Source organism: Pseudomonas sp. DrBHI1, assembly GCF_002205115.1.
In the GTDB taxonomy this organism is placed as follows: Bacteria; Pseudomonadota; Gammaproteobacteria; order Pseudomonadales; family Pseudomonadaceae; genus Aquipseudomonas; species Aquipseudomonas mosselii.
This window is the reverse complement of record NZ_NIBE01000015.1, coordinates 1-7,229: the sequence shown is the minus strand read 5'-3', so window position 1 is coordinate 7,229 and position 7,229 is coordinate 1. Positions and strand designations below refer to the sequence as shown.

The window sequence follows — 7,229 nt, the reverse complement described above, 5'->3', positions numbered from 1 at the left end:
ACGAGATCCTCAACAGCGAGACTGACGCCATCGTCATGGGGCCGAATCCCGACGGCAGTTTCCCGAAAGCCACCTACCCGCTGGAAAGCGTCGGCAAGCGCAACCCTGCGTTGCCCAACCGGCTCGAGGCGTTTCGCGACTTCGCCTCGCAGTTTGCCGACGAAGTGGCAGGCACCCAGGCATTCCCTGGCTACTGGGCAGACCCGGTAATGGGACATGTGCTGGAGCCGACCCGCGATTCGTTCATGATCAACTATGGCTCCGGCGGCATGGGGGCGGAGGTGGTGGCCAACCGACTCGGCGTCGGGCCGATGCACGATTGCCTGTCGTGCGCCTACGAGGAATTCTTCCTCAGCGCCCATACCGTCGGCGATGTCGGTACGTTGGTGGATATCCCGGCCAATGTTGGGCTGGAGCACATCCGTCCTGGCGAAACGCCGCCTGCCAGCGCCACCGGGGTCAAGGCGACCATGGCCCTGTACCCGGCCGAGCCCGCCAACGTGCATCACAGCTACATTGGTGACTTCACCAAGTTCCGCAACACCCATAACGGCCACGAGCAGCACATCTTCCACTTGCACGGACACCAGTGGCTGTTCAATCCCAACGACGACAATTCCGACTACATCGACGCCCAGGGCATTGGCCCTGGCGTGGGCTACACCTACGAGATCGCCAACGGCGGTTCGGGCAACCGCAACCGTGTGGCGGGCGATGCCATCTATCACTGCCATTTCTATCCGCACTTCGCCCAGGGCATGTGGGCCATGTGGCGGGTGCACGATGTGTTCGAGCCGGGTACCCGCCTGGAGGTCAGTGGCGAGGGCGCCAACGGCTTCCACAGCACGCCGTTCGCCTTGCGCAATGGCAAGCCGGCCCAGGGCGCCCGTGCGCTGCCGGACGGCGAGATCATCGCCGGCACGCCGATCCCGGCCATCGTGCCGTTGCCGGGCAAGGCCATGGCGCCGATGCCGGGCAAGGTCACCGTGGTGCCCAAGCTGTCCGAGACCCTGGTCGCCGGGCATGAAGATGACGATGAAGAGGAGGAGGGCGATGATCATCCGGATCAACCGCCCATCCCGCGCGCCGTCGGTTCCCTGGCCCTGGTCGACCGCAGCGAGACCAATCGCAACGCCGACGGCAGCCTGAAGAACCCAGGCTATCCGTTCTGGATTGGCGGCATGGAAAGCAGCGTCGGCCAGCGCCCGCCGACCCCGCCGCTGGACATGCTCGACCCGGCCCTGGCCCGCCAGCTCAAGGACAGCGGCAAGGCGCTGTGGGCCAACCTCGACCCCAACCAAGTCGACGGCTGGGACGGCGGCCTGGGCCGGCACACCCTTGACGGTGTGTCTGCCGGTGGCGATGCCGTGACCACCACCACCAAGCTGGATTTCTCCAAGGTGGTGCACAAGGCCAAGCCGATCTACCTGCCCGAGGAGGGCACCGAGGTCGAGCAGGCTGCCATGCAGTTCCACGCCAAGGCCGAACATCCAAGCTTTGCCCTGATCCCCGGCGGCGCGCCGGTGGCCAAGGCCTTTCGCACCAACGGCGCCTTGCCCACGGCGGGCGCGCCGTTCTACGAGCCGTGCATGGACGACCGCGGCAAGCGCCTGACCCAGTCCTCGGGCGTCGGCGAGTTCTTCAGCGGTGAAAACCTCACCGGCATGAGTTTCCGCGGTTCGTCCACGTTCACCGCCGACCGCCCGCGCATCTACAAGGCGGCCAACATCCAGTTCGACGCGGTGTACAACAAGGTTGGCTACCACTTCCCGCAGGCGCGCATCCTCGCCCTGTGGGAAGACGCCTGGCCGGTGATCACCAAGCAGCGCCCGCCGGAGCCGCTGGTGATGCGCATGAACACCTTCGACTGCACCCAGTACGTGCATACCAACCTGATCCCGTCGTTCTATGAGATGGACGACTACCAGGTGCGCACGCCAACCGACGTGATCGGCCAGCATATCCACCTGCCCAAATGGGACCTGACTGCCGCCGACGGCTCTGCCAACGGCTGGAACTACGAGGACGGTATCCTCTCGCCCGGCAGCGTGGTCGAGCGTGTGCATGCCATCCGCAGCTTCAACAACTGCACCGAGGGCGACACCCGCGACGGCACCGCCGCCTGCCCGAAAGCCAAGCAGCATCCGTATTTCGGGCGCTTTGGCCGGGCCGATTGGCTCGGCGCGCGCAGCGCCATGCAACGCTGGTTCGCCGACCCGCTGGTGAACGTGTACAACGTCGATCGTGGCCTGGGCACCATCTTCACCCATGACCACCTCGGCCCATCGACCCACCAACAGCTGGGGCTGTATGCAACCGTGCTGGCCGAGCCCGCCGGTTCCACCTGGTACCACGCCGAGACCGGCGAGCAGCTGTACAACCCGGCCACCCGCCAGGACGGCGGCCCGACTTCGTGGCAGGCGGTCATCCAGACCGGTGACCACGACGGCGATGGTAAAAACGACAGCTATCGCGAGTTCTTCCTTGAGTACAGCGACTTCCAGCACGCCTACGAGGCGGGTGTATATGTCGGCGCAGGGCCTAACGGCGTACCTGATGGCCAGGCGTACCCGCCGACCGCCGACAGTTTCCGCTATGCCATCAATCCGCCGGTGCGGGGCAAGGCGTCCACCCTGCTGGAGGCCATTGTCGAGGAACGCGGTGGCATCAACCCCGGCTGTCCGAGCAGGCCATGCCCGCAGGCGATTTCGGTGGATGATCCTGGGATGTTCGTCGTCAACTACCGCAACGAGCCCCTGGCGCTGCGGGTGTTCGATCCTGACAAGGTCGGTCCCGACGGCAAGCGCGGCATGCAGGCCGACGGCCTAGGTGGCGACCTGGGCTACGCCTTGCAGACCCGTACCGACCGTGCCATTCCGGCGATGAACCTGGCACCGTCGGCGATTACCCAGGCGGTGGGTCCCACCGGCGGCACCACGCTGTTCCCACCGCACATCAACAAGGCCGGCAGCGAGCCGGGCGACCCGTTCACACCCATGCTGCGTACCTATTCAGGCGACAACGTGCGCCTGCGCATGCATGCCGGTGGACATGAAGAGGAGCACAACGTCACCCTGCACGGGGTCAAGTGGCTGCAGAACGGCTCGGGCTTCGGCAACAGTTCCAATTCGGGATGGAAGTCGTCGCAGATGATCGGCATCTCCGAACAATTGGGCTTCATGGCACCGGTATCGATGATCTCCAGCTCCGCCGCCACCAACGGCGACTACCTGTATTCGCTGGACGCGGCACTTGAGGGCTATTGGAACGGCATCTGGGGCATCATGCGCAACTACACCGCTCAGCGTGCCGACCTGTTCCCGCTGCCCAACAACCCGCAGCCGGTAGCCATGCGCAACACCGTGAACTTCGACGGCATCTGCCCGAAAACCACGGCCAACGCCAATGGCATCGGCACACGGCCAACGGTCAAACGGAGCTATGAAGTGGTCGCGGCGCTGGCCAACGATATCCTCGAGAACCGTAACAGCGTGACCATCAGCGACCCGAACGGCGTCGGCCAGCATGTCGGCGGCCCGCTCAAGGCCAATGGTGGCACGCTGGTGTTCAACAGTCGGCGCACCAGCATCCCGCTGGTGAGCGGGGTCGACCCGGAGGATGGCGAGACCTTCACCATCGGGGGCCATGGCGCGCCGCTGCACGACCCGACCGCGATCCTCTATGTGCGCAAGGCCGATCTCGACCCAAGCAGCGGCAAGCTCAAGGCAGGCGTGCCGGTGGAGCCATTGATCCTGCGCGCCAACGCCGGCGATTGCATCAGCGTCACCCTGGAAAACCGCCTGCCGCTGGTGATGCCCGACCTGCCCAGCACTGCGGTGATGCACAACGTGGTCAAACGCGATCGCTTCGCCAGTGAAGGCGCCACGGCCTTCGCCAACAACCTGATGCGCCCGTCCAGTCATGTTGGCCTGCACGCGCAGTTGCTGGCGTACGACATCACCAAGTCGGACGGCGTCAACGTCGGGCTCAACCCGGTGCAGTCCGTGCCGCCGCGCACCGGCGGCAGCGGCGCGTATCCGACCAAGGTGTACCAGTACTACGCCGGGCATCTGGAGCGCGAGGGCAAGCCGACCCTGCAACTGGGTCGTACAGTGGACAACATCAACACAACCGCCATCGAGTTCGGCGGCCTCAACCTGACCCCGGCCGATGTCATCAAGCAGCCGCAGAAGGGCCTGGTGGGCGCCATGAGCATCTTGCCGCAGAGTGCCACCTGGACCGAGGACACCGCCAGCCGTGCCCAGGCCACGGTGAAGGTCAGTGGTCAGGCGGACTACCGTGACTTCGTCACCGTGTGGCAGCGGGCGCTGAACATGCGCTGGGCCGACGGCGCGCCGGTGGCGGGTATCAATACCGAGGGCAACGGTGCGGCGGGCGATCCGCAGGACAACGGCAACATGGCGGTCAACTACAAGACCGAGCCGCTGTGGCTGCGTTTCGGCATGGCCCCGGACTCGCCGTTCGGCCATGCCGACGGCTTGGGTTTCGCCGACATCCCCAACGCGCACATGGCCTACAGCAATGCCCTGGTCGGCGGTGATCCGCAGACACCTGTGCTGTACGCCAAGCCTGGGCAACCGGTGCGCAACCACATCGTCATGCCCAGTGGCGGCAGCCGCGGCATGACCTATCAGTTGGACGGGCACCTGTGGCCGTTGCACAACTACCAGGCCGAGAAGAGCGATGTGGACGGCTACCCCATGGGGATGCCAGGCATCGGCTCGGTGCGGTTCGGCTACAACCCTATGGCCATGTACATCGGTGCGCAGGAGAGCGTGTTGCCGGCGGCGCACTTCAGCTTCATGTTGCCCAGCGCCGGTGGGTCCAATGCGGTTCCGGGAGACTATCTGTTCCGAGATTATGCCGCGTACGGAAATACCTCGGGGTTGTGGGGCATCCTGCGGGTGACCAACGAGGCGCCGCCGGCCACGGCGCCGGCGCAGTAAAAGGGGGCTGATAGCCTGGCTTGGGAGTGGGGGAGGCCACCAGCTCTCTGGCGACAAGGATGCAGCGCCTATGAGATCAAGCGCCGCCCGCACGGCGCGTTGCCAGCTTGCCGGCGACGCGCCATGCGGGCGGCGCTCGATTTCATAGGCGCTACAAGGCGTTCGTCTTACACGCATCGCGCATTGAGCCTGAAGGGGGGCGCAAAGCGCCCCCGTGTTTGGGGCAGCCTCCCCAATACTCTCCGCTTGTTTCTCCAAAACCCTGATTTAAAACAATTTTACTGATGGCATAGCGCTTGCTTCCACCCTCCACAGAACCCTTGAGCCCCGTGGAGGTGCAGCATGGTCATCCCGCTCGAAGGCGCTGCCCCGTGCGCGCCCATACACGCCAACGGAGTACGGACATGAACCGCAAGCTACGCCCAGCCTACCTGGGCCTGCTGCTGGGCACCGCGCTGATCGGCCTCGGCGTGGCCTACGAAAAGCTCTGGTGCGACCCCCGCGAACTGCTGCAGGAGGCCGCCGATCCCCAGGCCCTGCACACCCTCAGCCGCGACGGCGTGACCGTGGAGTTCGAGGCGCGCCCCTTAAGCGGCGGCGAACTGCGCGAGGGCGACTTTGCCAATATCCGTTTCAAGGTCAGCGACCAGAGCAGTGGCCAGCCGCTGTCGGGCATGGCTCCCGGCGCCTGGCTCGACCCCGCGCAGTCGGCACCGGTGGGCGACCGCGACAGCAGCTGCAAGGCGCGGGTGGCGCTGTTCCTCAAGAGCAGCATCGGCGCGCGTCCTTTGCTCGATCTGAACAGCTACTTCCTGCTGGTGCTGAACAAGGACGCCAGCCTTACCGTGATCGACCCGACCGTGTCGGTAGGCGGGGTCACCAGCACCCTGGCGCGCATCGACCTGCCGGGACGGCCCATGGACTGGGTGGCCACGGGCGATGACAAGCAGGTGTTCGTGTCCATGCCCGAACGCAACCAGGTGGCGCTGATCGACTCCGAGACCTTCACCCGCGTGGCCACCCTGGAGGCCGGCGAGCAGCCGCTGCGGGTGGCGCTGCAACCCGACCAGCGCCTGCTGTGGGTGGGCAACAACAGTCAGGACCCGGCCAAGGGCGGGGTGACGGTGATCGACGTCCCCAGCCGGACCATGCTCAAGTCGTTTGTCACCGGCTCTGGCCACCACGAGATCGCCTTCAGCGCCGATTCGCGCTTCGCCTTCGTCAGCAATCGCGATGGCGGCACCCTGAGTGTCATCGACACCGCGCAGATGCGTCTGGTGAAGACGCTTGAGGTCGGTCCGCATCCGCTATCGGTGGCTTACTCGCCCTTGTCACAGGCGGTGTACGTGGTCGATGGCCAGGAGGGCACGGTGCGGGTGATCGACGCGCGCAGCCTCAGCCTGCGCCACACGGTCCAGGCCGAGCGGGGCCTGGGGCCGATGCGTTTCAGCCACGATGGCCGCTACGGCGTGGTGCTAAACACCCTGGAGAACCAGGCGCTGGTGATCGACGCCAGCACCGACCAACTGATCCACCGCATCCCGGTGGCCGCCGAGCCCTACCAGCTGACCTTTACCAAGGCCTACGCCTACGTGCGCGGCCTAGCCTCGCCGAAGGTGAGCATGATCAACCTGGCAAGCCTGGGGCAGGGGCGCACGCCGATCGTCCAGGGCTTCGAGGCCGGCCCGGCGGCGCCGCGCCAGGCCGGTGATCTGCCGCTGGCTCAGGGCGTGAGCAGCTCCCGCGACGACAACTCGGTGTTCGTGGTCAACCCGGTGGACAACACCACCTACTTCTACGCCGAGGGCATGAACGCGCCGATGTCGGGCTACAACAACCGCGGCCACCAGGCCCGCGCCGCGTTGGTCATCGACCGTAGCCTGCGCGAGGTGGCCCCGGGGGTATATGGCTCGACGGTCAAGCTGCCGGCGGCCGGCACCTTCGACGTGGCGTTCCTGCTCAACCAGCCGCAGATCATCCACTGCTTCAGCACCGAGGTCGCGGCGCTGCCGCAGTCGAGCCTGCGCAAGCGGGCCCATGCCGAATTCATCGGCACCGCCCGGCCGTTGCGCCAGCACGCGCCCTACATGGCCCAAGTGCGCATCCTCGGTGAGGACGGCAAGCCGCGCCAGGGGCTTGAAGACCTGAGCCTGCGCTACTTCCTGGCGCCTTCGTCGCTGCCGCGCAATGTAGCGCTGGTCGAGGTGGGCGAGGGGCTCTATCAGGCGCCGCTGGAACTGGCCACGGCTGGCGCCTGGTACC

General features: G+C 66.0%; 2 protein-coding genes. Both read left to right on the top strand.

Going from position 1 to position 7,229, the window contains the following annotated elements; translation table 11 throughout:
- Window positions 1–4,967, top strand: a 4,967-nt coding sequence (mnxG, locus tag CC207_RS02460) for a manganese-oxidizing multicopper oxidase MnxG (protein WP_088851513.1), incomplete at its 5' end; no start/stop codon positions are given.
- A gap of 404 nt (window positions 4,968–5,371) precedes the next feature.
- On the top strand, window positions 5,372–7,229 hold a 1,858-nt coding region (locus CC207_RS02455), incomplete at its 3' end, for a YncE family protein (RefSeq protein WP_088851512.1).